This is a genomic window from Trueperella bonasi (genome assembly GCF_030811535.1).
Classification (GTDB): Bacteria; Actinomycetota; Actinomycetes; order Actinomycetales; family Actinomycetaceae; genus Trueperella; species Trueperella bonasi.
This window is the reverse complement of the sequence record NZ_JAUSQX010000001.1, coordinates 603,178-629,703: the sequence shown is the minus strand read 5'-3', so window position 1 is coordinate 629,703 and position 26,526 is coordinate 603,178. Positions and strand designations below refer to the sequence as shown.

20 protein-coding genes are annotated in these 26,526 nt (G+C 57.0%); 17 read left to right on the top strand and 3 right to left on the bottom strand.

Features of this window, described 5'->3' with window-relative positions; all coding sequences use genetic code 11:
- The first annotated feature begins 5 nt into the window (after positions 1–5).
- From J2S70_RS08840 to J2S70_RS02960, 4 genes are read left to right on the top strand one after another with little or no spacing between them, the layout of a single operon-like run.
- Positions 6–392 carry a GtrA family protein gene (locus J2S70_RS08840; RefSeq protein ID WP_407702648.1) on the top strand — a complete coding sequence of 129 codons (387 nt, stop codon included), beginning with the start codon at positions 6–8 and terminating at the stop codon, positions 390–392.
- On the top strand, positions 373–3,006 hold the full coding sequence (locus J2S70_RS02970; protein WP_307683362.1) for a YfhO family protein: 2,634 nt from the start codon (positions 373–375) through the stop codon (positions 3,004–3,006). The genes J2S70_RS08840 and J2S70_RS02970 overlap by 20 nt, the downstream gene beginning before the upstream one ends.
- A complete protein-coding gene (locus J2S70_RS02965) occupies positions 2,996–4,630 on the top strand; it encodes a hypothetical protein (RefSeq protein WP_307682261.1) in 1,635 nt (544 codons plus the stop codon). Before J2S70_RS02970 ends, J2S70_RS02965 begins: the two co-directional genes overlap by 11 nt.
- Positions 4,631–4,663: 33 nt before the next feature.
- Positions 4,664–5,983 (top strand): lipopolysaccharide biosynthesis protein, encoded by a 1,320-nt coding sequence (locus tag J2S70_RS02960; protein WP_307682260.1) that lies wholly within the window; start codon positions 4,664–4,666, stop codon positions 5,981–5,983.
- Here J2S70_RS02960 and J2S70_RS02955 read toward each other — a convergent pair.
- Both J2S70_RS02955 and J2S70_RS02950 read right to left on the bottom strand, forming a co-directional pair.
- Positions 5,980–7,056: a glycosyltransferase gene (locus tag J2S70_RS02955; protein WP_307682259.1), complete on the bottom strand. Its 1,077-nt coding sequence runs from the start codon at positions 7,054–7,056 to the stop codon at positions 5,980–5,982. The two genes, J2S70_RS02960 and J2S70_RS02955, sit on opposite strands and share 4 nt — an antisense overlap.
- An 8-nt stretch (positions 7,057–7,064) precedes the next feature.
- A complete protein-coding gene (locus J2S70_RS02950) occupies positions 7,065–8,156 on the bottom strand; it encodes a glycosyltransferase family 4 protein (RefSeq protein ID WP_307682258.1) in 1,092 nt (363 codons plus the stop codon).
- 92 nt (positions 8,157–8,248) lie between these two features.
- On the opposite strand from J2S70_RS02950, the gene J2S70_RS02945 reads away from it, so the two are divergent.
- From J2S70_RS02945 to J2S70_RS02935, 3 genes are read left to right on the top strand one after another with little or no spacing between them, the layout of a single operon-like run.
- Positions 8,249–9,814 (top strand): asparagine synthase-related protein, encoded by a 1,566-nt coding sequence (locus J2S70_RS02945; RefSeq protein ID WP_307682257.1) that lies wholly within the window; start codon positions 8,249–8,251, stop codon positions 9,812–9,814.
- Positions 9,811–10,962, top strand: coding sequence for a glycosyltransferase (locus tag J2S70_RS02940; RefSeq protein WP_307682256.1), 1,152 nt, complete (start codon positions 9,811–9,813; stop codon positions 10,960–10,962). Before J2S70_RS02945 ends, J2S70_RS02940 begins: the two co-directional genes overlap by 4 nt.
- Positions 10,963–10,997: 35 nt before the next feature.
- Positions 10,998–13,070: a DUF6541 family protein gene (locus J2S70_RS02935; RefSeq protein ID WP_307682255.1), complete on the top strand. Its 2,073-nt coding sequence runs from the start codon at positions 10,998–11,000 to the stop codon at positions 13,068–13,070.
- Here the strand turns inward: J2S70_RS02935 and wecB are convergent.
- A complete protein-coding gene (gene wecB, locus J2S70_RS02930) occupies positions 13,067–14,131 on the bottom strand; it encodes a non-hydrolyzing UDP-N-acetylglucosamine 2-epimerase (protein WP_307682254.1) in 1,065 nt (354 codons plus the stop codon). The two genes, J2S70_RS02935 and wecB, sit on opposite strands and share 4 nt — an antisense overlap.
- A gap of 41 nt (positions 14,132–14,172) precedes the next feature.
- Here wecB and J2S70_RS02925 point away from each other — a divergent pair, with 41 nt between their 5' ends.
- The 10 genes from J2S70_RS02925 to rfbD all read left to right on the top strand — a co-directional run bounded on the left by J2S70_RS02925 (position 14,173) and on the right by rfbD (position 26,505).
- Complete coding sequence (locus tag J2S70_RS02925; RefSeq protein WP_307682253.1) at positions 14,173–15,321, top strand: glycosyltransferase family 4 protein; 1,149 nt, start codon at positions 14,173–14,175, stop codon at positions 15,319–15,321.
- The gene (locus J2S70_RS02920) at positions 15,318–17,342 is read left to right on the top strand and encodes a DUF6541 family protein (protein ID WP_307682252.1); all 2,025 of its coding nucleotides are present in this window, start codon (positions 15,318–15,320) and stop codon (positions 17,340–17,342) included. Before J2S70_RS02925 ends, J2S70_RS02920 begins: the two co-directional genes overlap by 4 nt.
- A gap of 65 nt (positions 17,343–17,407) precedes the next feature.
- Positions 17,408–18,709 carry a nucleotide sugar dehydrogenase gene (locus J2S70_RS02915; RefSeq protein WP_307682251.1) on the top strand — a complete coding sequence of 434 codons (1,302 nt, stop codon included), beginning with the start codon at positions 17,408–17,410 and terminating at the stop codon, positions 18,707–18,709.
- A gap of 34 nt (positions 18,710–18,743) precedes the next feature.
- Positions 18,744–20,411 carry a DUF2142 domain-containing protein gene (locus J2S70_RS02910; protein WP_307682250.1) on the top strand — a complete coding sequence of 556 codons (1,668 nt, stop codon included), beginning with the start codon at positions 18,744–18,746 and terminating at the stop codon, positions 20,409–20,411.
- Positions 20,395–21,228 carry an ABC transporter permease gene (locus J2S70_RS02905; protein ID WP_307682249.1) on the top strand — a complete coding sequence of 278 codons (834 nt, stop codon included), beginning with the start codon at positions 20,395–20,397 and terminating at the stop codon, positions 21,226–21,228. The genes J2S70_RS02910 and J2S70_RS02905 overlap by 17 nt, the downstream gene beginning before the upstream one ends.
- Positions 21,229–21,237: 9 nt before the next feature.
- Positions 21,238–22,470: an ABC transporter ATP-binding protein gene (locus J2S70_RS02900; RefSeq protein ID WP_307682248.1), complete on the top strand. Its 1,233-nt coding sequence runs from the start codon at positions 21,238–21,240 to the stop codon at positions 22,468–22,470.
- A gap of 20 nt (positions 22,471–22,490) precedes the next feature.
- Positions 22,491–22,715: a hypothetical protein gene (locus J2S70_RS02895; RefSeq protein ID WP_307682247.1), complete on the top strand. Its 225-nt coding sequence runs from the start codon at positions 22,491–22,493 to the stop codon at positions 22,713–22,715.
- A complete protein-coding gene (locus tag J2S70_RS02890) occupies positions 22,712–23,542 on the top strand; it encodes a rhamnan synthesis F family protein (protein ID WP_307682246.1) in 831 nt (276 codons plus the stop codon). The genes J2S70_RS02895 and J2S70_RS02890 overlap by 4 nt, the downstream gene beginning before the upstream one ends.
- Before the next feature lie 2 nt (positions 23,543–23,544).
- On the top strand, positions 23,545–25,596 hold the full coding sequence (locus J2S70_RS02885; protein WP_307682245.1) for a glycoside hydrolase family 99-like domain-containing protein: 2,052 nt from the start codon (positions 23,545–23,547) through the stop codon (positions 25,594–25,596).
- A 57-nt stretch (positions 25,597–25,653) separates the two neighbouring features.
- Positions 25,654–26,505, top strand: a complete 852-nt coding sequence (gene rfbD, locus J2S70_RS02880) for a dTDP-4-dehydrorhamnose reductase (RefSeq protein ID WP_307682244.1) — start codon at positions 25,654–25,656, stop codon at positions 26,503–26,505.
- Positions 26,506–26,526: the final 21 nt, after the last annotated feature.

The window sequence follows — 26,526 nt, the reverse complement described above, 5'->3', positions numbered from 1 at the left end:
AAGGTATGAGAACCAGGTTCGGGCAGCTTGTCAGATTCGGCATAACTGGGGTTGCGAACACCGCTGTCTACTATCTTAGCTACCGGCTTTTTCTCCTAGTACTTCATTATCTTCCAGCACACTTGCTCGCTTGGGTGGTGTCTGTGGTGTTTTCGTTCTTTATGAATTCGTACTTCACCTATCGCGTGCGCCCAACGTGGCGAAAGTTTTTCCAATTCCCGCTAACATCAATCGTTAATCTCATTTTCACGTCGTTGGGCTCTATCTTTCTTGTGGAGACACTACACGTTGATGAACGATATGCGACTTTGATTATGGGGATCTTGGCTATTCCAATTACCTTTTCATTGACAACTCTTATTCTTGATCGAGATGAACCGTCTAGAAAATGAATCAGCCCTTGAGCTTTGCGGAGCGGAACAGCGACAAGGAAAGAACTCGATGAACCAGGTGCATACTCTTGACGCTTTGGCCAGCAAACGTGACCTCCGCTTCCATCCTGTCACACTGTTTTTTACCAGCTTCCTTGCCACTTTTGCCCTGCACCTGTTCGTCCGGTGGCGGTCTAACGTGGTTCCTTTTTTGGGAAAAAGTGGAGCCATCGGTGACTTTGCCACCCAATACCTGCCCTTTTATTCACGGTTCAGGGAAGTGATAGTCGACGGCAACATGTCAGGTTTCACTTTCTCGTGGGATCTTGGCTTAGGTCTGCCTGCCTTACCCGATTATGCGACGTACCTGGGCGGCCCGTGGACCTTCCTCATAGCATTGTTTCCGCAAAACCAAATTCTTTTGGGCATGACAATAATAATCATCTTGAGAGCGTCGCTTGCTGCAGGCGTTATGCGGCTGTTAATTATGCGGTTACGCAGGGGGCTGACAGGAGCTATCCCGCTGGCTTTATCAGTATCATACGGGGCAAGCTCATGGATTTTCGAGCAGGGCTATGTTAGCTTGCAGTGGCTTGATGTGCTCTATGGGGTCCCACTACTATTCCTGGCTGTTTTGGAAATGCGCAAACCGCATCCGCGCTGGATATGGGCAGGACTCGCCGTAGGCTTGGTGTGGTGGTCGAACTACTACGTCGCATATATGGCAAGCTTGGTCGCTGGTCTATTCTGCATAGTTCTCGCAATAGGAATTGACAAGCCGAGACAAGCTGTACGCAATGTCAGCCGTTTCGTGTTTGTTGGTTTGCTAGGGGTGTTACTGACTGCCCCGACCTTCATACCAGTCCTGCGTTCTCTTTCAATGGGAGTAGGACTGGAGAGTCCGGAGAGCTTGACACCACCCCCGCTGGGTGACGTGGCGCGAAGATTCTTACCGTTCACGTATGACATCTATGCGACGCCTATTGTCTATGTGGGCATACTTGCGATTTTACTCGCGTGTGCGTTCCTGCTGACGCGTGACCTCAGCTTGCGCTTCAAGATGGCTTGGCTCGGCGGATCAATTTTCTTGCTGCTTTCCTTGGTGATGAAACCGCTCTTACTAGTTTGGAATATCTTCCAATTCCCGCACGGTTCAGCATATCGCTGGACGTTTGTGGTAACTGCCTGGCTTGTCGTCACGGCGGCGTTAGCAGTGGAGTCCAAAGGCGGGCCGGCAATCGGTGGCAAGGACAGACTGGAAACGAAAGGAATCAGCGTTGCAAAAATAGGTGCCGTTTTAGCGGGTGTTCTACTCATCGTGCTCGTTGTAGGTAAACCAACCGTCTCGGAGCATTTACAACAGGGGTATGCAGGCCGAATTGTGTTGTACTCAGGCATTATTGCGGCCGCGTTAATTGTCGTCCATATGTGCGCCCAACGATTCGGTACCCCAGCGAAATTAGGCAGAGCATCGGCAAGTGCCCTTATTTTAGTTACTACGGTCGCGGAAATCGGTGGGACGGGTGTCTTCGCAGCACATAATTTTAGAAATGGATTCTTTAGGGAGGCGCCGTTTAGCTCAGCAAGTGAAGCGCAGATTTATCAGCACGTTGCACGAGAGGTTAGTCAGTCATGGCCGCAGCACCGCTATGGAAAGAGGATCGTCGATGATGAAAAATGGTGGCTGAGCGATAATATGAGCGCCCGTTATCACTATCCTGGCACTGACTACTATTCAACGACGGCGACTTCCGAATATGTAGACGCTGTAACAGGCATTGGTTTCTTGCATGGCAGCGGTGGAAGGTTTACGTATATGCCGCATGACTCACTGGTGGCCGGGATCGTGGCCGCTGCTGGCGTTGGCGAACTCCCTGTCTACCCGATGGTGAGAGTGCAGGCGGATTCTGCTAATCCCGAGGAAGGAACGGTGCCGTCGATATACGAACGTCGTGCAGCGCTGGCAAACGCGCCAGCAGTTTACAACTTCCCAGATATTGATCTAGAAGGGGAACGAATCAGTGAGCCTGTCAAGGTAGAAGAAGGGCAGACGTACGAAATCATCACACATTGCAAGCCCCGAACGATAGTGTTCGCTGCTCCGGTGAATTACAGCGTCACCCCGTCGGCCGACTTGCCAGTGTCAATGTCTGCGCTTGAAGGTGTGGAGAAATCGACTATTGGGATTCTGGGAGAAAGCGGCCGGGCACTCGATGATTCACAGCGGTTCGGCATGACACTCGGGGAGAGCCAAGTCTTAGGTGAAACGCTGCATGTCGGTTGTTTAGACATCGATGCACTGCAGGCTGCGTATGAATCGCTCACTGTTCCAGCTGACCTTGATATCTCTCCGGGGCGAGTCTCCGCCTCTTTCGATTCCCCAACAAGTGGTCGTCTCGTCGTTGCTACCCCAGCTGTTGAAGGATGGCAGTGCGATGCTGATGGCCATCGCAGCGACATTGACCCGCTGAGCGGTTTCCTCTCTACTAAGATCACTGATGCAACGAGCATCGATTGCACGTTCGAGCAACCCGGACTAAGAGTTGGAGTTCTTCTGGGGCTGGCATCATTGGGGGCGTTGTCTGCATTGACGTGGCATTCGCGGATAAGAATTAAGGATACCCATGAGGCCTAAAACAAGCGCGGGCCGCGTAAGATTCATCGGGATCTTCTGGGGTCTCGTATTCGTCGTGTGGCTGTGGATCTGGACCAATCCAATACCGTCTCGCGACGATCTGTTGTGGGCGACCCGCAGTGGACACGCGTTCGGGAAAACGAGTTTACGATCCGTGCTGGCGTCAACATGGGACGATCTGGTGGATCGCAACGGACGGATCGCCGACGGCGCGGCGCAGCTGATCTTCTCAACGCAGGGCCTGATCGGCCCGATCATGGCGCTTATTCTTACCGCTTTTTCCGTGAGCGTGTGGGCACTCCTCCGGGAACTTGTGAAGATTAGAGCCCGAGACGATCAGGCGGTTCCGACCGTGGTGCGTGATCTGACAATGCTCGTAACGGCAGCAATGTTCGTGTGGGTGAGTGTGGCTCACGAGCCTGACTATGCAGAGTCTACCGTGTTCTTCATGTCAGCAACTATCGGATATTTCGGAGGAAGCGCGCTCCTTTTCGCGTTTTTGACTTTGCATACCAAGCTGTATTCGGCGCGGAACACGTCCGGAAGAAGATGGAATACTTGGGCAGCTCTATCTGTCGTTCTTGCCATAATTGGCGGCTTGTGGAACGAAATAGTCGGTCTCGTTATATTCGGATTCGTCAGTGCCACCGTCGTCTTTTCCAGGGGGAGAACCAGTCGCTTCAGGTGGTACTCGGTGGTAGTTTTAGTTTTGAGCGCACTGCGCTTTCTCACCCCCGGTCTGTATTCGCGTTCGGAACGGGTATGGCAGCCCGCGGTATTTGATGAGCTTTCCACACTCGAGCGTCAGCTTATGTTGGCCATTCGGGCACTTGTGGGGATGACAAATATCCAGTTCATAGCCGTAGTTATGTTCGCCATCGCATACTCGGTGTACATGTGGTGGGAATCCGAAAGGTTTGCACAGCACACAGGTTTAAGCCGAAAGATACTCTGTGTGCAAGGGGTAACCACAGCGCTTACACTCGTTGTGAGCCGTACAATTAATACGAACGCTCAAATAGCCACGCGCGCAGATATTGAGGTAGTTTTCTGCACGAAGCGTACACTCGTCTTCCTCGTGCTGGTGAGCATCCTAGCCGCGTTGTTCGTAACGCAGGCGGTGCTGTTATGGCGAAATCACGCTCATGGTATCCCGGCAGCGCTCTGGATCTTAGCCCCAACCGCGTTTATTCTTCCGATGTACCTCGGAACGCCTCAAGGGCGCCAAACCTACTTTTTCTTATTTTTTCTTCTTTTCACGACGGCTGCGGTGGCCTTCATGTACTCGCCCGCAATCTCAACTCAGAACCCGCACGCTCAGGGCGCGAACTACAGCGCGGCGGCCTGTCTCTTAATTTTTGCTGCTGTCGTCGGGCCTTCATTTAGGGCGGGTTACTTCACAGTCACCGATTATCGGATCAACAAAGCAACGTGGGCTACTTTCCCAGCTCAGGTGCGTGAATATAAGGAAGGCAATATCTCGACGATACACCTGCCACGCGAAATGCCTATAAAACATAGCAACGGATCGTACTACATCGGCGAATTTGCTGACGCGCCGGAGCTTCTAGGTCAGTATTACGACGTGCCGGCTTCCGCCATCGTGCACGAACTACAGGAATGATTCCAAGGAATGAAACGGTGCTAGCCTGAAACAATGACATCCCGAAGTTTCCGCTCGCGTTTACTCAAGAGCCTCGACTCCCGTCCGTTTCTCAAGAACGTGCTCACCTTGGTGTCGGGAACAGCTGCCGCGCAGGCAGTAGGAATCATCTTGGCCATCCCGCTGGCCTGGCTCTACTCACCGGAGGCTTTTGGCCTGTTCGGGATCATTCAGGCAATTGTTGCCGTTCTCGTTACGGTGGCAGCATCAAGATATGATCTGGCAATAGTTTTGCCAGAGCAGGATTCGCACGCACGTGTCATCATGAAGCTCGCGCGAAGGTCGATCGTCGTCGTTTCCCTGCTGAGTGCGCTTGTCTTGCTTGTCATGTCGAGTTGGTTTGAGAAGCATTACGACTCACACATGTTGGGGCAGTGGATGTGGACGGCGGGTATCCTCACCTATCTCACGTCACAAGCCGCGAACCTGCAGTTCTGGTACACGCGCAAAACGCGCTACAAGGTCATCGCATACAACCGCGTACTACAAACAACGGGCGTGGCGATTTTTCAGCTGGCGCTATATAAACTGCTCCCGGATTTTAGAGGTCTGTTGGTTGGTACGATCCTCGGCCAGCTCCTCGCCCTCGCATTCCTTACCCATCAAAACCGCAGTGACGAACCAGTTGATCTCACGGACGCACCAACTTGTTGGCAGATGGCCAAGAAGTATTGGCGCATGCCCATTTACAACGCTCCGACAGCACTGGTTGATGGCGTACGCTCAAACGGAATCATCATGATCATTGGCCTCGCGGGAGCGAACGTGGTAGGCCAATATAGTCAGGCCTATCGGATGATGCAGGTGCCGCTCGGCTTCGTCACCGCCTCCGTAACCCAAGTGTTTTACCAGCGGCTCGCGACCATCAAACCGGGGGAGATGACTCCGCTCGTCAAAGAGGCGGTTAAGAAACTGGGCATGGTCGGTTTCCTTCCGTTTCTCGTCCTCGGTCTCATTGCCCCGTGGCTCTTTCCGTTTGTCTTTGGTCCGCAATGGGATCAGGCAGGCTACTTCGCGCAGGCGATCACGCCCTGGATGTTTATGCTGGTCATGACCTCGCCCATTTCAAACATCTTTATTGTCACAGACACCCAGAAATGGATGCTCGTGTTTTCTACGATCTACACAGTGGCCACTCTCGGTGTGCTCGCGCTCTCACCGTGGAGCATGCTCGCGACTGTCTGGGTCATGTCCTGCGTTAACGCCGCGCTACTGGCCGGCATGCTCATCATGGCAGTGCTCGCCGCGCGGCGTTATGACGCGCGGCGAGCAGAAGACGCGCAGTCGGAGGATGAGATCCGGCCGCAAAGTTAGCTCAGATCCTCCGCAACCTGCTCGGCACGTGCCAGCCAGGTGTGTCCGCCGCGATCAGCCATCACCTGCTTCGCAGCGGCATCAATCTGCGCCGGATTTGCCGCTAACTCACTGAGCGCGCTGGTGATTTCCGTACGGTCGTTGTCGATTACCCAACCCCATCCATGAGATTCTACGAGCTCGCCAGCAAGTGTTCCGCGTGAAACCAAAACAGGTTTTCCGTAGTTGACGTATTCGAAGAGTTTCACCGGCACTGCAAAGCCCCAGTACTCCGAAGGCTTGACCATGATGACTGCGATATTCGAGCGTTGGAAAAGTTGATGAAGGCCATCCCCGCTGCGATGCACCACGTCGATATTCGAAAATCCCTCGACGGCGTACTGATCGGCCACACCCGCCCAGCCATCCGCACTGGTACAGATCGTCAACGATACGTCCGGCAGAACCTTCACTGCAGCCACAAGCTCGTCGAGCTGATAGTGTGGTCCGATTCCACCCACATATAGCAGGTTGATTGGGTGAGCCGAGGCTGAGGCGTCGGTGTTATAACCTCCCGGTGGAAGTGCGCCCACGTCAATGCCGTTCAACTCGGGAATGTACGTGGCCATTTGCTGTGAGGGCACGTACACCTTCGTCATGTACTTCTTGTACAGCGCAAGCTCTGCCAAATACATCGGGCGCATCACTGTGGCCAGCAGCCGCCCAACTCGCTCCACGTAGTCGGGGAAACGCCAGTAAATATCGCGGTAGAAAACCGCCTGCGGAATGCCCTGATTTTTGAGAAATCGAAAGATTTGCGCGTCCAAGAACGGGTGTGGGAAATGATTGGGATCTCCGATCATCGGTGGGATAGTTGCCGATTCGGAGTACATGAAGGAAAAGCGCTTACCTTCACGCACGGCCGTTCTTAACTCACGGAATTTGTGGCGCCGCTCTGCCGCCGTACCCGTGAGATCGAAAACCTCATAGTCGGCATCAGCGAAAGCTTGTTTCATGCGCCGCGGGCGAATTGCCGATGCCGACACCGAATTAGGGTTAAGCCGGTAGGCAGCGTGAAAAATCATCGCGTCCATAGTTCCTCCTAGCGGGAAGCGAGGTGGTCGTAGAGCTCGAGGTAAGCGCCTGCTACCGTGGTAGATGAAAAACGTTCCCCGATTGTAGCCGCGATATCGGCTGCACTCAACGCATCCGTACGCTCATCAACGCGCAGAACGGCCGCGGCATAGTCTGCCGGATCCTCCCCGGACACCAGCTCGCCCACAGCAGGCGAGATATATTCGCCGTGCCCGCCGACATCACCGACGACGAGCGGACGGCCGTTGACTATCGCCTCGGCCGCTGAAACGAAGAAATTCTCGCCCTCACTCGGGCCGATAAACATATCGGCATCGCCAAGATGGCGGCGCACGTCCTCGGCCGAGACGTGGCCAAGTAGGGAAACTGTGACGCCGAGGCGCACGGCGAGCTGTTCAACCTCGGTGCGTAGCGGCCCGTCACCGAGCCACGTGAGCTCGGCTGTTCGCCCGCGTTCGCGCAACTCGGCCAGAGTCTGCACCGCAAGAAGTGGGCGTTTGCCGGGCACCAACCCGCCGGTGGAAATCAGCCGTAAGGGGGCGCGCACAGGTCTGCGCTCCACGAGCTGCGCGGGGCTTGGCACTTGGCACGGGATCACCGCGACTGGTTTTTTTCCACGGACCGCGCGGATCGGCTCGGCAAGATAGTTATTAACGGCTACGACGACGTCAGGCAAACGTTCAAGTTGTTTGAGCACTGGTTGGAGTTTCTGCCACGTTGGGGAGAGGTTATGCGGGTTGGAAATGCCCGACCAATGTTCGGTGTGTACCCACGGTTTGCCTGGGCGGCGGAAGACGAAGGGTTCTATGGCTGAGATCGCCTGCGTGTGCACGATATCCGCCGAGGCAATGTATGGCTGGAGCAAAAGGCGAGCCCAGGCAATGGCCAACGGATTGTTCGTGGCCATCGGGATACGCGCTGTTTGAATCCCCTGTACCGTGGTGTGCCGGGTGCCATCGTCGAGGTTCGGAGCCACGAGATGAACGACCGACAGGTCAGCACCGGCGTGGGCGAGAGCCTGGCAATCTTTGACCACGAAGGAACCCGAGGAGGGGTTCTTCGTGGTGGGGAACCACGATGTAACCATGACTACGCGCACGTGCACTCCGTTCTCAATGGCTGAGGTATTCGAACTCCGACGTAGATACATACTAGTATGGCCACAGCGAAACTGAGAGGAACGCGGGGAACATGAGGCTTGCCGATCCTGAGCTGTGGGACGTATACGAACAGCGAATCGGAACAGTGTACTGGCGTGCCAACCTCGGCACCACGCCTATCGATGTCGAGTGTCAGGAAGTTGTGGACTGGGCGCTGGCACAACGCGGGCACTGGGCCGCCGTCGTCGTGAATACGGCCGGAACTTTCGCCGTGACGGACAACCTACGCAGCTTTCCCATTCTATATAGCAACGACGCCGATCCGCTCGTCTCCTCGACCGCCGAACCACTGTTAGACGCAATGCGTGGCCCCCGCCTTGATCGCGCCGCGGCAGCGGAATTTGTGCACGCCGGTTACCTGTTCGGTCCGCAGACGCTCATCGCGGGAATCTCCAGTGCGCGGGCAAGCGCGGTGACCGATATTTCAACCGGGCGTGTGGTGGCGGAGTACCGCATGGCGACCTCGTATACAGAAGCCGACGCGGATCCGGACGAATACTTGGAGTACTTCTACCGTGTCATACTGAAGGCCTTCGAGCCCATTGTGGCCAGCGGACGGCAACTGCTTGTACCGCTTTCTGGCGGAGCCGATTCGAGGCTCATCATGATGGTGCTACGCGAACTTGGCGCGAGTAACGTGCTTGCTTTTACCTACGGCACGGCCGGATCTACGGAGGTGCGGGTGTCGCGCGAGGTAGCGCGGAGTGCCGGGTATGAGTGGCGTGGGATCACGCTTGAGCCGGGTGTGGTGAGGGAACGCTGGCTTCGACCTGAAACGGGAGATTTTCTGCGGTACGCGTGGAGTGGGGAGGCGCTTCCGCATATCCAAGACTGGTACGCGCTTGGCGATTTGCATGGAGAAACCGAGAGCGGCGCAATCGTTTTAGCCGGCCACACCATCGTCGGAAATGAGCACGACGACGAACGATTGGCCGGCGCTGCGATCTCGGTGGACGACGCCGTGCGACTCGTGGCCGCCCACCACTTTCACTTGCGCGGAGCTACAAGCCTCGCTGACTTGCCCGATCCTCTCGTAGCGCGCCTGCGTGATCATCTCGAAAAAACGTGGATCCCCAATGACCCGGCACATAACGCCAAGGTTCTTGTGGATATCAATTCGCTGACCCGTCAGCCGCGCTACATCAATAACTCGATGCGCGGGTACGAACACTTCGGTTTCAACTGGGCGCTTCCTATGCTCAACGCCGATGTGTGGGATGCGTGGCTTTCCGGGCCGCGGGCGCTCCACACGGGCAAGCGCGAACACTATGTACGTTTCGTCAATGAGGGATTCGCGCGTGCTTTCGACGCTGACCTGCAGTACTTTGCGCCGCGGGTAGGCCAAATTGAACCCGAACGGAAGAAACGTATCAAGGCGGTGCTCTCTGCAGTTCGGCTTCTTGACCCGCTGACGAACCTCGCCCGGATCCGCACTGAACGTCATCATCCTATGGCTTTCGAAGCACTGGCGGGCACGCTGAGCTTGGAACAGTTTACGCGCAGGCTACTACGCGGCCAGTCCACGCTGGGGGTCTATTGCGATCTGTTCCTCGCCAACGAGTGGGTGCCGGACCAGAAAGTGGTGCCAGAACCATGAGTGAACACGTGGTGTGGACACCGTCGTGGTATCCGAGCGCGGATAATCCGCTGAACGGAATCTTCTTCGCCGAGCAGGTGGAGATGTTGCGCGACGCCGGGATGGACGTGGGGGTGCTTGCGTTGGATCCGCACTCGTTTTGGCAGGGTAAACCGGAACCAGTCATGCGCAATGGCCGGGTGTTTCGCCGCGGTGTGCCCGTGTTACCGAAAGGAATTTTTCCTGGAGACCAGGCGCTTATCAATATCTATGCAGGTCCGTTGGCCGACGCTTACGAGCAAGCCTGCGGGGTGCCGCACCTGATTCATGCGCATTCGGTGTTCCCGGGAATCTTGTTAGCGAAGGCGTTGTCTGACCGTTGGGGCGTTCCGTACGGAATTACCGAGCACCGGCCAACCTCACTTGAGCGCGATCGGCGTAGCCCGCGCTTCCGGGCAATTCACCGTGCCGTGGCGGGTACAAGCTTCCGATTTTCCGTGTCGGAGGGCATGGCTCAGTGTGCTAGCGCAGTCTATGGGCGCCCATTCGAGATTTTCCCGTTGCCGGTGCCAACCGCATTCACTCGTATCAGTCCTGAGGCTCGTGCCCATTCGGAAAGCAGCGAGTTCGTTTTCGTGCACTTGTCAGTGTTGGATCGCAACAAACGCCCGGAAGAAACCGTGCGCGCGTTTGCACGGGTGCACGCCCAACGCCCAGCTACACGGCTGATAATCGGCGGAGGCAGCCCGGATCGGGTTGCCGAGGTCGCGAGCGTTGCCCGAGAGCTCGGTGTCGCACATGCCGTGACGTGCACGGGTAGGGTGGAGCGGGCGGACGTGCCCGCTTTTATGGCAAATGCGGATTGCCACGTGCTGTTTTCTGCACAAGAAGCCGGAGGGACGGTGTTTTCTGAAGCGCACGCTGTCGGCACCCCCTCAATTGCCTCGGCTACCGACGGGGGATCGTTTAACGTGCTCCCGGAGTTCGGATTCGTCGTGCCGATTGACGACGTCGACGCGCTGGCCGATGCGATGCTGCAGATGATCGCCGCGAAAGAATCCGGTCACTTTGCCCGTGAGCATATCCGCGCAGCAGCTCTCGAACGCGTTGGCCCCGGGGCTTACGCGAGTAAAACGCGCGTCGTTTACAATGCGGCTGTTAGCCGCTGAACTGGCGGTCAGCCTGCCGGAAAGGAAGTATCTCTATGGGCACGTGGTTGGCAGAAATACCACGACTAGTTGCGATCCTTGCCGTCTTTTTTGTGCCTGGGCTCGTGCTCGCCAGGATTACCCATCGCCACCAGCCACTGTTCATGCAGGCGGCAATTGCACCGGCGTGGAGCGCTGGCGTCGCTACCGTGCTCACCATTGGCTACGGCCGAGCTGGCATAGGATGGACTTTGACGTCAGCGCTGGTTGGCTTCGCAGTCGTTGTTATGATCGCGTTCGGCATGGCCTTTGTGTCACGCCGCAGGTCGGGGACTTACCCTGCTGTTGATCGGCGACCAGCACCCCCGCTGTGGCAACCGGCGCTCGCCGCGTTACTATTTGGCCTCGTGGCAGCGCTGCCAATTCTCACGACCATTCCTGCCACTGGAATCATTCAGGGCGGAGATTCGCAGTTCCACATCGGTCTGTTGTGGGAGATCCAACAAAATGGGGATGCCTCGCCGCTCACGGCAAGCTCCGCCATGTTTGGGCTCGACCCGAGCCCAAGTTTCTATCCAACCGCCTGGCACGCGCTGCTTGTTCTTACCATGGGCAGCGCCTCCGAGGCTCTGGTGACGGCGAACGTCATACTCGTCATTACTCCGATGCTATGGATCTTTTCGATGATGGCGTTCACATGGGCACTCACAGGCTCACGCGCGGTGATGTGGTGGGCGCTCGCGGGCAGCGCACTGGTGCCGATGGCGCTTGTACGTCTACAGCTGGTCACCACCTTGTGGCCGTTTGTCGTCGGCATGGCAATTGTGCCCGGTTTGCTCGCCATGATGGTGTGCGAGCTGCGCACCCTGCATGAAACAGGCGGCTTGTGCGCTGGCGGCAAACTAAGCTTCGTTCCCGCCCTCAGCTTGCTCGCCGGGTGGGTGATCCCCGCGCTGGGAACGGCGAATATGCACCCGTCTGCTTTCCTCGCGCCGGTGGCAGGGGTATGGCTGTGTCTTATCTGCTTCGTGGCCGTACGGTTGTGGCATGAATGGAGGCAGCCGAACCGCGATAATTATCGGATTGCCGCGTGGGCGGGCGCGCTCTTCTTCTTGCTAGCTTCACCCGTGCTCGTCTACACCTCGAAGTACGCTAGTTTGTTGCAGCTGCATCGCTCCCCGAGTGTATCTTTCGCGGGGCTACCCACGAAGCTGGTGTTTACTCTGACGATGTACTCACCAGGCGGCGGGTTGGAGACCTACGCCTTCTACCTTGGCGTGTTCGCCGTCAGTCTCCTTGCTGCCGTGACCGTGTGGCGCAAGGGTGGGTACCGTAATCGGGCGCTCGTCGTCGCGTGGCTGGCACAAGTGCTGCTCGTGCTTGCTTGCTACATACCCATACCGATTTTTGGCCGGCTGACGTCGCTGTATTACAATAATCCGACTCGCGGGTTGGTCGGAATTGCGGTTTTTCTCGTACCGATGGTGGCCATAGCCGCCGAGTGCTGGTTCGCGTGGGTAGCAAAGCGCCGAGCGGCACTAGCCGCCAGGCCAGCGACCATCGTAGCGGTGGCGGGCGCGTTCCTCATTCTCACGTCGGTGTCTTACCCAGCCAACGCGCAGGCATCCCACGAGATGGTCTACCCGGAGCGTGGCGCCGACCGCTTCCTCGCCGATGCTCCCGAGATCGACATGATCAAGCGTGCGCGCGCGCTACCGCCCGACTCCCTCGTTCTTGGTGATCCGGCTGCCGGTGCCTCGCTCATCCAGCCCGTGGCGGGCCGGCACGTGGTCTGGCCCTATCCGGGCATGCACTCGAGTAAAGCGGATGCCTTCTTAATCAATAATTTTCACGACATTCACCACGATCCGCAGGTGTGCGCGACGGTACGCCGCTACGGAATCACGCACTTCTACCAGGACCTACCCGGATGGTATAACTCCGGTTTCACACCCTCGATGAGGCCGGGTCTGTATGGGGTGAACACTGATAAGGGATTCACTCTTGTGGATTCCGGCGGCCGGGCACGACTCTTCCGGATTGACTTGTGTAACGATCCGAACTGGCGCTTCACGGATCCCGAGCCAGGTACGACGCCAGTTCGCCCCGGCGGGCCAACCTATCATTAGCCGCGCCGCAGTAGTTCGGCGACCACGCGGTCTGCGGCGTCGCCGGTGCCATACGGAGTGGCGTCGGTGTCGGTCGGACGCGGGCGTGAGATAGCGTCGGCCAACTGTTCACCCGGTTCAGCGAGAATGTTCCAACCGAGTTCTACGGTTTCTACCCACTCGGTTTCCGTCCGTACCGTCGTGCAGGGCACTCGCATCAGAAATGCCTCCTTTTGTAGGCCGCCAGAATCCGTGACGATACCTTTGGCGTGCGTCGCGCTCGCGAGGAGGTCGGCATAGGGAAGCGGATCATGAACGTGAAGGTTACCGCCGCCCAGCGTAAGCTCGTGTTCGGCGCATTTTGCCACAAGGCGGGGGTGGGCGAGAACGACGACGGGATCAGGTGAATCCTCCAGCGAGCGCAAAATGGCGGCCAGCCGCTGTGGATCATCGGTATTCTCGGCACGGTGGATCGTGGCGAGCAGGTACGCGCCGGATTCCATACCGAGTTTCTCAGCGACGGGCGAATACCCCGGATCAAGTTTTGCCAGCTCGGAGAGCAACACGTCCGTCATCACGTCTCCGACGACGACGCTGCGCTCGGCAAGCCCTTCGTTCGCCAAGTGCTGGGCGGCAACCTGCGTGGGAGCAAGCAGAAGATCTGCGGCGTGATCGGTGAGCACACGATTGTGTTCTTCGGGCATTGCGCGATTGAAGGAACGCAGCCCGGCTTCCAGATGGGCAATCGGGTAGTGAAGCTTGACGGCGCTGAGTGCGGCGGCCAGAGTCGAGTTGGTATCGCCGTACACGAGCACCCAATCCGGGCGGTATTTGTCCAGCACGTCGTCCATCTTCGCGAGCATCGCGCCGGTCTGTTTACCGTGCGAACCTGAGCCGACCCCGAGGTGTTCATTCGGCTCGGGAATGCCGAGCTCGTCAAAGAAGACGTCGGATAGTAAGGGATCGTAGTGCTGCCCGGTGTGAACGATTGTGTGCGTGACCCCTGCGCGCGCGCACGCGTGCGCGATGGGAGCGAGTTTCACAAATTGGGGGCGTGCGCCAACCACACTTAGAATCTGCATAGACACATGATAACTGCCAACTCGCATGAGGAGCGAAAACAGTGAAGGCGATAATCGCGACGAGGATTTTTACCCCGGAACCGGCAGCCGCCAGCTTCCGACTTCGCGCCCTTGCGCGGGAGATAGCTTCGCGTGGAGGCAAGGTGCGGGTGGTGACGACGACGCCGCCCGCCACGATGGTCACCCAACCCAACGAACCGGGTATCACCGTGCGGCGCATGCCGGTACTTCGTGATTCGGAAGGATATGTACGCGGATACCTGCAGTATTTGAGCTTCGACATCCCTGTCTTTTTCCGGCTATTAGCCGCGCCGCGCCCCGATGTCATCATTTGCGAGCCCCCGCCTACGACGGGCTTCGTCACCCGGATCGCCGCACGGCTGCGCCGGGTGCCTTACGTGTACTACGCGGCAGACGTGTGGTCCGATGCGGCAGAGGCATCGGCACCCGGCCTGATCGTCACGATTTTGCACAAGGTGGAAACCTGGGCGATGAAAGGTGCGGCCGGCGTGATTACCGTATCGAACGCGGTTGCTGATCGCCTTCACGAGCTTGGAGTGAGCCGTGTTAGTGTTGCCACCAACGGAATCGATACGGACGTGTTTGCACTGGAGAGTGCTTTGCCAAACCCCAGACCGGGGGAGCGGTACTTCGTGTATGCGGGCACGGCTTCGGAATGGCAGGGCGCGGAAGTATTTGCTGAGGCGATGAAACAGGTTCACCGTGATCATCCGGACGTGCGCTTGTACTATCTCGGCCAGGGCAGCGCTGCGGCGAAAATCGCACAGGTTGCTAGCGAGTTGCCAGCTGGGGTGGTAACCCAGATCGGGCGGGTGAGCCAAGAGGAAGCTGCAGCATGGCAACGGCACGCAGTTGGCGCTCTTGTATCGATTAAGCCCGGGCTCGGCTACGACTTCGCCATGCCTACCAAGGTCTATTCTGCGCTTTCCACCGGCACGCCCGTCGTCTATGCGGGCCCGGGGCCGCTGCGGGAACCTATTCGACACGAAAACCTCGGCGAGGTGACCGAACACGAACCCAACGCCGTCGCTGCCGCCATGGTATCCATTTTAGGCGCTCCGAGTGACGAAGCGGAAAAACGCCGACGTCGCACGTGGGTCGTCGATACCCACTCGCTTGCCGCCACCGGGCGTGTCGCCTGTGACGCGGTGGAAACAGCGTTGCAATGATAATCGCCGGGTATGCGCTCGCCCTGCTAGTGCTGAATGTGGCGCCGGGCTATGCTCTTGCGCGCGCAGTGCGCATACCGCGCCGTATCGCGGTAGCTTCCGCTGGTGCACTAAGCCTCGCCGTTGTCGGACTGCTGAGCAACGTCTACCATTTTTGCGCAATCGCGTGGACTCTTGGCAGTTTCGCGACTGGAGCGACCAGCCTTGTCTTCTTCGGCGTCATCCTGTCTCGGCTGATTCCTTCTTTCTTGCCGACGGACTGGCAAGAATGCGCTCCTCCGGGCCGTTATCGGATGTTCGCTTACGTGGTTCCTTTGTTGGCCGTGGCGATTCTCGTCGTCCCGATATTGATGCGAGTTGATCTGTCCTTGCCGAGCTCACAGGCCGATCCGATGTATCACTACAACGCCTTGCACGCGATTGGCTACCATCAGGATGCCTCGATGTTCGGTGCGATGCAGGCCAACTACGGAATTAATACGATTCCCACCAATTACCCCGCAGTATGGCACGCGGTTTTGGCTCTCATCAACCCGCAAGCTCCTGCGCTTGCTTCTCACGTGTTCGCGTACCTTGTGCTACCGATTCTATGGGTGGGCTCGATAACCTTTCTCGGCCGTGTGGTGCTGGGATCTGCAGGTGTGCTGACTCCGCTGGTTGCGGCCGTATTCCCACACTTCTTGACCTTCCTCTCTCTCGCCCGCGGCTTTTGGCCGAACGCTTTGGCATACGCGCACATCCCCGCGGTTTTAGGGATCATCGTGCTTGCGTGGCGCCAGATCGCCGGCACGGAGGCCGACTGGAGCAGATTCGGGGGATACGTGACACTTGTGCTGGTCATGGTTGTAGGGATCGGGCTTACCCATCCCTCTGCAGTTTTTTCAGTGCTATGGTTGCTCCTTCCCACAGCGCTGCATGTTGCTTATCATGCGGTACGTGCCGGATTATCTGGCACACGGCGACGGGTTTTCATCGCGTGTCTTGGTTTCTTGGTTCTTGCTCTGGCACTGTGCGCAAACCCCAATGTGTGGGGATATATCATTCGTGAACACCCGCGTAACTGGGACACGACCGAACGCATTGCCACCCTCGCGGCACAGCTCAGTGTCGGACCCGGGGTTGTGTGGGTATTAGCGATCATCGTCGCCGTGGTGACTCTTGCGGTCACGACTCTGGGAACCCGCGCGTTGTGGCCGATGGGGAACATGCGCTGGATTATCGCTGGTTGGTGCGCGCAGTGGCTGCTCGTTTTCGGCGCTTACGTGAATGGAAACCCCTTCGCAAATCTCGCCGGTATCTGGTATCACGACCCGAACCGCCTGCTCGCAGTCCAGACGATACCCAGCGCGATCATTCTGGTAGCGCTTCTGAGCCGTCTCACGCGTACCATTCGAGCAACGATAGTGTGTTCGGCGGCACTGGCGGTTGCCGCTGGCGGAATTCAGTGGGGTGCATTTGCGGCGGCAAGCCAGCCACCCATCGGCGCGGGTAAAATGATGACTCGAGCCGACTTCGAGTTCTTCGCAAGCCTCGATGATTACGTCGAACCAGGGGCCGTCGTGCTTGGAGACCCTGCGACCGGGCTCGGCTATGCGCCGCTGTATTCCGGCGTCGACGTTGTCTTCACCCAAGTCAACCGCACGGCAGCGGATCACGATGGCACCTACCTCGTCACCCACGTCGACGACATCGCTCATGACCCGCACATTTGCCGCATTCTCGCCCGATATGGCATCGAGTATTTCTATCAGACTGAGGATTTCACGTTCCAAAAGCGCCAGCGTTCCGAGCGTTGGCCTGGCTTGTACCGAGTCGACGCGTCCAAGGGATTCACGAAGGTGGCCGATACTGAGCGCGGAACATTGTGGAAGTTCACAGCATGCCTGCACCCCGGCCAAGATTTACCACCGAGGATCGATTGGTGGGACGTGGTAGCGCGCCGCACCCCGCTGAGCACGGAAGAAATCTTTGCTGTCAAATCCGCGGAGTGGAGTTGCCGTATACATGGAGAGTGCGAATGATTCACAATCAAGCGCGGTAAGGGGTAAACTGGTCTCAGTTTTGTTGGAGTTCTGGAGGAGAACTAATGCGTATTGCAGTTGTCGCCATGGGGAAGATCGGCCTTCCGCTGGCCGTCCAGTTTGCCGACGCGGGACACGACGTCATCGGAGTCGACGTGAATGAACAGACCGTGCGGCTGATCAACGAAGCCACGGAACCTTTCCCTGGGGAAGCCCACCTTCAAGACAAGCTTTCCGAGCTCGTCCCTGCAGGCCGTTTCAAGGCGACAACGAACTACGCTGAGGCAGTCCCGGGAGCGGACGCCGTCGTCGTCGTTGTGCCGCTATTTGTTAACGACGAAACGTGGGAACCGGACTTTGAATGGATGGACGCCGCTACGCGGTCGCTAGCTGAAAACCTCACCCCAGATACGCTCATTGCATACGAAACCACGCTCCCCGTTGGCACGACGCGCGGGCGCTGGAAGCCGATGATCGAAGAGATCTCCGGCTTGAAAGAAAGCAAAGACTTCCACCTTGTGTTCTCCCCGGAGCGCGTGCTCACCGGGCGGGTGTTTGAAGATCTTCGCAAGTACCCGAAGCTCGTTGGCGGGCTGTCTGAGGAGGGCACGCAGAAGGCGATCGACTTCTATGAAGCCGTGCTCACGTTTGATGAGCGCCCCGACCTCGCCGAACCCAACGGAGTGTGGGATCTTGGCTCGGCGGAAGCAGCCGAAATGGCGAAGCTTGCCGAAACAACGTATCGGGACGTCAACATTGGGCTTGCCAACCAGTTCGCCGTCTACGCGGACAAAGAGGGCATTGACATCCAGCGTGTAATTGACGCATCGAATAGCCAACCGTACTCGCACATCCACCGCCCGGGTATCGCCGTGGGCGGGCACTGCATCCCGGTTTATCCGCGCTTGTACCTGTCCACCGATCCAGACGCCTCCATCGTTCGCACGGCACGCCAGTTCAACGCGGGCATGCCCGAATATGTGATCGGTCGGGTGGAAGACGTACTCGGCGATCTGAAAGACCAAAAGATCGCCGTTCTCGGTGCCTCCTACCGCGGCGGTGTCAAAGAGACGGCGTTCTCCGGCATTTTCGCCACGGTTGCCGGGCTTAAGGAACGCGGCGCACAGGTAAGAGTGCACGACCCGATGTTCAGCGCCGATGACCTTGCTGGATACGGTTGGGACGCCTACGAGTTGGGGGAGGGCGTCGACGCCGTCATTGTGCAGGCCGATCACAAGGAATACGCGGAGATTACTCCTGCGAACTTCCCGGGAATCAAGTTGCTGTTCGACGGCCGTAGAATCACGAACCCCGAGCTGTGGAAAGGGACACCTCGCCTCGTGATCGGGGATGCAAAGGCGAATTAGACTGGTTTCTAATACGTTGAGCTAGATTGAAATTATGGATACGGAAGTAACGACGTCGAAGGTGCGCGGAGTTCTCGACGTGGTACTACCGCCGCTCTTGCTGTTTTTCACCTTGGTTATATGGGGCTATGCGGTGGCTCCGTTTGGCGAACCGGACTCAGACTATCATCTGGCCAGTATTTACTGCTCCGGTGGTGAGAACGGAATGTGCGAACCAGGCTCTACACCTACAACCCGGTTGGTACGTGAAGATGCTACGCAGACGATGTGCTTCGGACAGGAAGAAACCGAGAATGATCCGTGTCGTCTCCGATCTGTGAATAGCGGACAGCTGGTAGAGACTGACCGAGGAAACTTTAGCGAGCAATATCCCCAGCTCTTTTACACAACAGCGGCTCTTGCACTCGACGCCGAAACGAGCGAAAGTTTTTACAGTATTCGAACGCTCAATTCTGCGCTTGTGAGCTTTGGACTTGGACTGCTTGCGGCAGTGCTACCCCTGGCTAGGCGGCGTGCGTTATGGATGACCGTGAGTGCGACTGTAGTCCCACTTGGCCTATTCATCATCGCGTCGATCAACCCGACGTCTTGGACGGTGTTTGGGCCGTTGTTCATCTATTTCGCGGTAGTGGGTGTTTTCGAAACAGCGGGCTGGCGGCGATATGTGCTAGCTGCCCTTGCACTTACGGCACTGTTATTCGTTGGCGGCGCCAGATACGACGCGGGTGCATACTGCCTCCTCGCATTGTTCCTAGCTGTCTTCGTCACCGTAAAATTCGATAGGCGTGGAACCACCATAGAATTAACAATTCTAGGGCTACTTGGTGTGACGGGAATATTCGCGCTCTTTGCCGGGGTGCTGGATTCGGTGCCCGGCTTGGAGTCGTTATCGGCGATGATAGACACACTCGTGACCGGAGGAGATGGAAACGTTGGACGACGTAACATCGTAGATAATACGCTGACGGTCCCGTACATCTGGCTTGGTGCATTCGGCACGTGGCCGCTCGGCTGGTTCGACGTGCCCATCCCATGGAGCGTTCCGGCGCTCACAATCTTCGTGTTCTGCGGACTAGTTTTTTCAAGTTTGCGTCAGATTTACTGGCGCACGGCTATCGCCTCAATCAGCGTGCTTGCTGTGCTGATTTTCGTGCCGGTATACATACTTTTCGACCGAGGTATGGCAGTAGGCGAGTGGTTCCAACCGCGCTATGTGTTGGCACTCCTCGTTTTATTCCTCGGTATTCTCATTATTCATGCCAACCTAGAACTGACGAGATCACAACGTATCACCATTACGATTTCTCTCGCAGTGGCACAACTGATCGCACTGCGTGCAGTGGCGCTGCGCTACCGCTTCGGCACCGCCTATACGAACGAACTTGGCGTGACACAGCAGTGGCACCCGATGATGTACGCGTTGGCTGGTGGTGTGACATTTGCGATCTTCGTGGGCTACGTCTGGCTTTTCCTGGAACGGTCCGGGAACTCTACCGCTGTGCCAGCAGCCGCAAGCCTAGTTGCCACGGGGCCACTCACCGGTGACCCCCACAATGTTACGGATAACTCACCTGCGCGGTCAGCAATCGGTTACAGTAAACAAACTGCGAACACTCATATTGAGCCGAACGACTCCGGTATCAAGCCAGCGCATAGCGCGGCGCATAGAGATAGGTTAGGTGACCATGTCACGGAAAAGTAATGTGCGCCAACGCCGCTCGTTAGGGCAACAGTGGACATTGATCTTAGCTTTCGGAAACCGTGACCTGAAGGCGAAGTTCAGTGCAACAGCGCTAGGCTGGCTCTGGTCCCTCGTTGTCCCCATGGCAACATTGGGGATCTATACCCTTATATTTGGCGGTTTATTCAGGATGGTGCCGCCGAATATTGCTTCACGGCATGAAGGTATCGGCATTTTTGCGATCTGGCTTTTTGCGGGTCTGATTATTTGGGGTTTCTTCCAGAACTCGATTAACGCAGGCATTAACGGATTAGTTTCATCCGGTGGTTTGCTTCAGAAAGTGTATTTTCCGGCCTATGCTCCAGTGTTAGGTGCGGGCTTCGCAATTGCAGTGCAATCGCTCATTGAAGTGGCGATCTTGCTAGTGGTACTAGCGCTCCTTTCGAATGTTTCTTGGACATGGCTGCTCTTGCCGTTCTTCGTGGCTCTCGTCGTTGCGTTCACTGCCGGGATTGCGGTAGCGATCTCCATCTGGAATATCTACGTGCGTGACCTGGCGCACCTCGTGGGTGTGGCTCTTCAGCTGTTGTTTTACGCGACGCCAATCATCTACACGTCGACAATCGTTCCGGAATCGTGGCATGGGATTCCCTTGCGCTGGCTGATTGAATCGACACCGATGGCTGAGTTCATTAACCTGTTCCGCGCGTTGGTTTACGACCTGCGGCCGGGAACAGTGCAGGAGTGGCTCACCTGTTTCGCATGGGCGGCGGCTTCGGTGGCCTTGGGCTATTGGGTCTACCGACGCTGGGGACAAGAATTGGGCGAGCGGATTTAGGTGGGAAAGATGGAAACACAAGACATCGCAATCGAAGTTCGCAACGTGAGCAAGACTTTTGCGAGCCACCACGATAGACGAACCAGCCTGAAAGAGATGTTCGTGAAGGGCAAGGCGAAACAGAAGTACGATTTTAATGCGCTCAACGACGTCTCGTTGAACATCCGTAAAGGCACCACCTTTGGACTGATCGGGCACAACGGTTGTGGCAAGTCAACGCTTCTCAAGATCATTGCTGGGGTGTACCTGCCGAGCTCTGGCGAGGTGCTCGTGGAGGATAAGGTTGATGCACTACTAGAGTTGGGAGCGGGCTTCCATGGCGAGCTGACCGGACGGGAGAATATTTACCTCAACGGCGCTATTCTTGGCCGTACCAAGGAAGAACTTGACGCCGTGTTCGACTGGATCCTCGATTTCGCCGACATCGGGGACTTCATCGACCAGCAAGTAAAAGTCTATTCGTCTGGCATGACTGTGCGACTCGGCTTTGCCACCGCAGTTGCGATTGAGCCAACTATTCTCGTAGTTGACGAAATCATCGCCGTCGGCGACGAGGAGTTCCAGCGAAAGTCTTTTGAACTCATGCGGAACATGAAAAAGAAGGGAACCACTATCGTTCTGGTTACGCATTCTCTTTCCGTCGCACAAGAAATGTGCGATGAGGTTGCGTGGCTCGATAACGGAGTTTTGCAAGAAGTCGGGCCGGCCTCGGACGTCATATCGTCATACCTCAAGTCCGTTAACCATATTGAGGCGTCTAAGCGTGGAAGCTCTAACGTCGCAGACGAGTATAGAGAGAATCAGGGCAGTGGCGAGTTACGCATGGTCGGCGTGCAGATTCTCGACGACGACGGCCAAGAAACTGACGTCTTCAAAACCGGTGAACCGGCGACTCTGCGCATCCATGTGCGAGCCACGCAACGCCAGGAGAATGTCGAGGTCGGCCTCGGTTTCTCCATAGGTAATGGAGTGTCGATCGCCGGTCCAAACTCGGTGACTGGAGGACGCTCATACACGTTTAATGTGGGTGAGAGTTTCGTCGATTACCGCATAGACTCGGTACTTTTCCAGCCGGGCTCCATCTGGCTGACTACAGCTCTTGTACGTGATGGGCACATTTTCGACTACTCAGATAGACAAACCGAGATCCGGGTGCGATCAGACTGGGTTCCCACAGAGCCCGGAATTATCTCGCTTCCGCCTGGCCAGTGGTCCGAGAGGCCGGAGGAGAAGGTCGAGTAAAACATCGAGGTAGTGGAATTATGAATGAAGATATTCGCCAGCTTCGAACGGCGTTGCGGGCAACCCAAAACAGCCTTGCACGAGAGGTTCTGTTACGGGAAGAAGCCGAGAAAAGGGCAGGGAAAGCGGAAGAGCAGTTAGCCACCACGCGTGAACAACTCGAATCTTTACGCAAGTCGGCCTCGTGGCAGGCCACGCTCCCAATGCGCGCCTTCAAACGGCGCGTGGGAGAGCTGCTGCCGTGACAATAGCCAGGAAACTCGGGCCGCTCGTGTCGAGCGAAACTGCAGGAAGAATACGACTGGAAAAGGGCAAACGCGATACGATTCGTCATGCCGAGCGTGTGGCACTGATCGCTCAATACTCTACGACCCCACGGCAGTCGCGCTCACTCTCGATTTATGCCCGGAGCCTTGCTGATAACGGATTTTTACCAATCATTATCGCGGTAACGGAAGGTCGCGAAGAACTCAAATTCCCGTTCGGGCTTCCAGCCGAGACAATCATTTTACGCAGACCAAACCTAGGATACGATTTCGGATCGTGGGCTACTGCGCTGGGAATGTTCCCTGAGGTTCGGAACAAGACATGCGTACTTATCACAAACGACTCGATGATTGGTCCCTTTGACTCCATCACACCGATTCTTCGGTGGATAAGCGAACCCGGGCAGCCAAATATCCGAGCTTTGACTAGCTCGGACCAGATTAGTCACCACTTGCAGAGCTTCTTCGTTTGCTTCCGCGGGGGAATCCTCGCTGATCGGCCGTGGGTAGATTTTTTCAACGGCATCCGAGTTCAGGATGACAAAGATTCTGTGGTGATGCGTTACGAGCTGGGGATGTCAAAACTCGCCTTTTACGAGGGATACACGATGGAAGAGTGGGTGTCTGGCAGCGAGCTCGGGGTGCCTTTTGGGAATCCAACTGTCGAAGGTTGGCAACGACTGATCGAAAGTGGAGTACCGTTTATTAAGCGAACTCTTCTCACGCATCCTGCTACCGAGCAGGAAGGATCAGAAGCAAGATCCTTTATTAAGAACAGGTTCGGGCACGAGATCACGGAGTGGTGACCATGGAAAACCAGCGAAAGAATACGCTTGCTCGCCGTGTGCAATATGTCGGTGGTCGGCTACGCGCAGCAGCGGTTAATACCTTAATGACCGGTAGCCCTCTCGGCTATAGGTCGAAACATGTTGCCGATTTCCGCCGTTATGTTGACCGCCAAGGCGGGCGGCAAAACCCCGGTTTCCCCGAAAAGTGGCGGCTCGATCCACAGTTTGACATCGATCAGCCGGCGAAGGTCGCCGTCGTCATTCACTGCTTCTATCCGGAACTACTCAGTGAGTTGCTCGATCACGTCGCCAATATCCCCGTCGACTACGATCTTTTTATCACCAATGCTTCTGGCGAAGAGCTTCCCGTGCCCGAGCAAGTGAGCCCGTGCCACCGTGCAACCGTCGTCGTCAAGGTTGCTAACCACGGTCGTGATATTTTCCCCACCGTCCAGCTCGTCAACTATGGCGCTCTCAATCCCTACGAGCTCATTTTGAAGCTCCACACCAAGAAAAGCGCATGGCGGGAAGATCACGAAACTCTGTCTGGCACCGGTGAACAATGGAAAGATCAGTTCCTTGATGACCTCGTCGGCAGCGAAGAAAAGGTGAGCGCTATCTTGGACGCGTTTGCCTCGGACGCCTCGCTCGGCACGGTCACCGCAACCGGGTCCATCGTTGGTTGCGAGCATTGGGGCGGTAACCAGCGCATTGTCGAGCAACTCATGCGGCGCATCGAGATGTTTATTGATGCAGACAAGCTACGCTTTGCGTCCGGTTCGATGTACTGGACACGCGGCTTCCTTCTGCAAAGCTTACGCGCGTTCAACCTGCAAAAAGATGATTTCGACGACGAAGCAGGCCAGATTGACGGCACAACCGCACACGCCATCGAACGAATTTTAGGGATCGTGGCCGAAGAATCTGGGCTCACGATTGCCGAGCCCGCCGATCTCGAACCCTCGTCTGGCAGCGACCTGTGGAAACGCTATCTCGTCGACGCGGAGCGTAGCCTGCGTGCTCGTGTCATCCCGTTCTACCTGCCGCAATTCCACGACTCGCCGCAGAACAACAAGTGGTGGGGTGAAGGCTTTACCGAGTGGACGAACGTCACCTCCGCAGTGCCAGCTTATATCGGTCACTACCAGCCACGTATCCCTACAGAGCTGGGCTTCTATGACCTCGAACTGGACTCGGTCCGTGCAAAGCAGCACGAGCTTGCTGCGGAGCACGGCGTCGCCGGTTTCATGTACTACTACTACTGGTTCTCCGGTGAGCGTCTGCTCAACCGGCCCATCGAGAAGATGCACGACTCCGAACTGGATATTCCATATTGCATCATGTGGGCCAACGAAAACTGGACGCGCCGCTGGGACGGTCGCTCGCAAGACATTCTGATCGGCCAGAACTATGACGAGGTGCCAGCAGAAGACTTCATCGATGACGTCATGGACTTCCTCAAGGATCCCCGGTACATGTGTTATGAAGGTAAACCGATCCTCGCCGTCTACCGACCAGGCCAGATGGAGAACTTCCCCCAGGTGGTTGCCACGTGGCGGGAACGTGCGCGCGCAGCCGGATTGGGCGAACTCTACATTCTGGCCGTTTCCGTGGCTAAAGACTTCGGAGCAATCAGCGGAACAGCCGCAGACAACGGCCTAGACGGCACGCTACAATTCCCACCGCACAACCTGCCCTGGGTGGCAGCTCCGGCCGCGAAGATCGGGCTGGATCACCGGTGGCGCGGTAACCTCATGAGCTACGACGCTTCCGCAGCAGCCTCAGTTCGGATGGCGAACGAGCTGAGTGACACCGACTACCCGGGCGCCATGGTGACCTTCGACAATACTGCTCGGCGCCAGTGGCGGGCAGATGCCTGGTTCGGATCGAATCCCTACACCTTCCGCCGTTGGGTAGGCGAACTGGTTAATTCACTCGCTGCCCGGGAACCGAAAGACCGGATCCTGTTCATCAACGCATGGAACGAATGGGCTGAGGGCGCGGTCTTGGAACCAACCACCAGATTCGGGCGTACCTATCTGCTCGCTTTACGGGACGTTTTGTACTCGTAGCGAATGTTTAATGGCACGGAATTAGAAGACTGATAACGGATAGCGAAGGAGTAGAACATGCGCTGGACAATCATTGGAGCCAACGGCATGCTAGGAACCGACGTCGTCACGATGCTCCGTGAACGCGGCGAAGAGGTCGTTGAACTTGACCAACCCGAACTCGACATCACAGACGTGGCGAGCGTGCGCACTATTCCGAGCTCCGACGTCGTCGTCAACTGTGCCGCATACACGGCAGTCGACCCCGCTGAAGAAAACGAGGCCACAGCCTTCGCTGTGAACGCTGTCGGGCCACAACTGCTCGCCCGGAAGACCAGGGACATGGGCGCCCGCCTCGTGCATATCTCCACCGACTACGTGTTCTCCGGTACTGCCACCGAACCCTACGCCGAATACGGCCCGCTCGCACCCGCCAGTGCTTACGGGCGCACGAAGGCCGCGGGGGAGTGGGCAGTGCGATCAGAAACAGATGATTACCTCATCGTCCGAACCGCGTGGCTATATGGCGAGCATGGCACCTGCTTCCCGAAGACGATGGCGCGGTTATCGGATAAGCATCCTGAACTCTCGGTTGTGACGGATGAAATCGGGCAGCCCACGTGGACGAGGGATTTGGCGGAGTTACTTTGGCGACTGGTGGATGCGCAAGCGCCGGCCGGGATCTACCACGGGACTGCATCTGGGCAGACCAACTGGCACGGTTTCACCAAGGAGATCATGCGGGCTTACGGGAAAGATCCTGAGATCGTCGGGGAAACAACCGCCGCGGCCTTTAATCGACCGGCGCCGCGGCCGTCGTATTCTGTGCTCGGGCACGATGAGCTTGACGCGATCGGGGTGGCGCCCATCGGCGACTGGAAGCAGCGCTGGCACGAGGCTGCTGCGAGCGTGCTTGCTGACGTGGGCTGAAACATGTGGCAGCTATAGAGG

Excerpts from the sequence above, each read along its gene's own strand:
- rfbD (WP_307682244.1), top strand. The coding sequence starts at position 25,654 with ATGCGCTGGACAATCATTGGAGCCAACGGCATGCTAGGAACCGACGTC.
- J2S70_RS02935 (WP_307682255.1), top strand. The coding sequence starts at position 10,998 with ATGGGCACGTGGTTGGCAGAAATACCACGACTAGTTGCGATCCTTGCC.
- J2S70_RS02955 (WP_307682259.1), bottom strand. The coding sequence starts at position 7,056 with ATGGACGCGATGATTTTTCACGCTGCCTACCGGCTTAACCCTAATTCG.
- wecB (WP_307682254.1), bottom strand. The coding sequence starts at position 14,131 with ATGCAGATTCTAAGTGTGGTTGGCGCACGCCCCCAATTTGTGAAACTC.
- J2S70_RS02915 (WP_307682251.1), top strand. The coding sequence starts at position 17,408 with ATGCGTATTGCAGTTGTCGCCATGGGGAAGATCGGCCTTCCGCTGGCC.
- J2S70_RS02945 (WP_307682257.1), top strand. The coding sequence starts at position 8,249 with ATGAGGCTTGCCGATCCTGAGCTGTGGGACGTATACGAACAGCGAATC.
- J2S70_RS02895 (WP_307682247.1), top strand. The coding sequence starts at position 22,491 with ATGAATGAAGATATTCGCCAGCTTCGAACGGCGTTGCGGGCAACCCAA.
- J2S70_RS02940 (WP_307682256.1), top strand. The coding sequence starts at position 9,811 with ATGAGTGAACACGTGGTGTGGACACCGTCGTGGTATCCGAGCGCGGAT.
- J2S70_RS02920 (WP_307682252.1), top strand. The coding sequence starts at position 15,318 with ATGATAATCGCCGGGTATGCGCTCGCCCTGCTAGTGCTGAATGTGGCG.
- J2S70_RS02885 (WP_307682245.1), top strand. The coding sequence starts at position 23,545 with ATGGAAAACCAGCGAAAGAATACGCTTGCTCGCCGTGTGCAATATGTC.
- J2S70_RS02900 (WP_307682248.1), top strand. The coding sequence starts at position 21,238 with ATGGAAACACAAGACATCGCAATCGAAGTTCGCAACGTGAGCAAGACT.
- J2S70_RS02970 (WP_307683362.1), top strand. The coding sequence starts at position 373 with ATGAACCGTCTAGAAAATGAATCAGCCCTTGAGCTTTGCGGAGCGGAA.
- J2S70_RS02960 (WP_307682260.1), top strand. The coding sequence starts at position 4,664 with ATGACATCCCGAAGTTTCCGCTCGCGTTTACTCAAGAGCCTCGACTCC.
- J2S70_RS02965 (WP_307682261.1), top strand. The coding sequence starts at position 2,996 with ATGAGGCCTAAAACAAGCGCGGGCCGCGTAAGATTCATCGGGATCTTC.
- J2S70_RS02905 (WP_307682249.1), top strand. The coding sequence starts at position 20,395 with ATGTCACGGAAAAGTAATGTGCGCCAACGCCGCTCGTTAGGGCAACAG.
- J2S70_RS08840 (WP_407702648.1), top strand. The coding sequence starts at position 6 with ATGAGAACCAGGTTCGGGCAGCTTGTCAGATTCGGCATAACTGGGGTT.
- J2S70_RS02910 (WP_307682250.1), top strand. The coding sequence starts at position 18,744 with ATGGATACGGAAGTAACGACGTCGAAGGTGCGCGGAGTTCTCGACGTG.